The organism is Nostoc sp. UCD121, assembly GCF_014222285.1.
Lineage (GTDB): Bacteria > Cyanobacteriota > Cyanobacteriia > Cyanobacteriales > Nostocaceae > Nostoc.
Genome location: NZ_JACKZS010000507.1, coordinates 1 through 758 on the forward strand (window position 1 = coordinate 1; position 758 = coordinate 758).

A 758-nucleotide genomic window follows, 5' to 3' on the forward strand; every position below is an offset into this window, starting at 1 on the left:
CGCTCAATTCTCCCTAACTCCCGCAAAGCTAAAGCTAAACGATTCTGCCGAGGATAAGAAGCTAATTTCCTCAACATCAAAGAGGCAGTCACCGTCCCCGTCCGAATTGAACTAGCAAGGCGTAGAATCTCATCCCAAGACTCCTGAATCAATTTCACATTAATCCTGTCACCTAGTAGGGGTGCTAAAACCGAATCAGGGGAACTAGGTTCAAAAGTATACAATTTCTTATCAGGTAAATCTCGCATTCTGGGTGCAAATCTAAATCCCAGCAAATGGCACATCGCAAACACCTGCTCGGTATAACCGCTTGTATCTGTATAATGCTCCTGAATCTGTAAATCACTCTCGTGATACAACAAACCATCCAAAACGTGTGTTGCATCCCTAATCGTGGCGTTAATTACCTTAACGTGAAATGGAGCATACTGGTCGGAAATATGCGTGTAAAAAATCACGCTTCTATCCTTACCGTACTTGGCATTGATCTCTTCATTAAAACTGCGATGTCCACCTGCTTTAAACCGTTGGCCATCAGAAGAAGATGTTGTCCCATCACCCCAATAAGCAGCAAATGGGATCTGTGCATGAAAATTCACTACCTCAGCTAAAGCCTTGGAATAAGTTTCATCTCGAATATACCAATCCGCCACCCAAGCTAAACGCTCAAAAGACATTCCTTGAGTTGCGTCAGCCATCCGCGTTAAACCTAAATTAATACCATCAGCAAGCAAGGCACTTAACAAAACAACTTTATC

1 protein-coding gene is annotated in these 758 nt (G+C 43.0%); it reads right to left on the reverse strand.

What is annotated here, in order from left to right; genetic code table 11:
- On the reverse strand, positions 1-758 hold a 758-nt coding region (locus GNF10_RS37220), incomplete at both ends, for a Tn3 family transposase (RefSeq protein WP_185607513.1).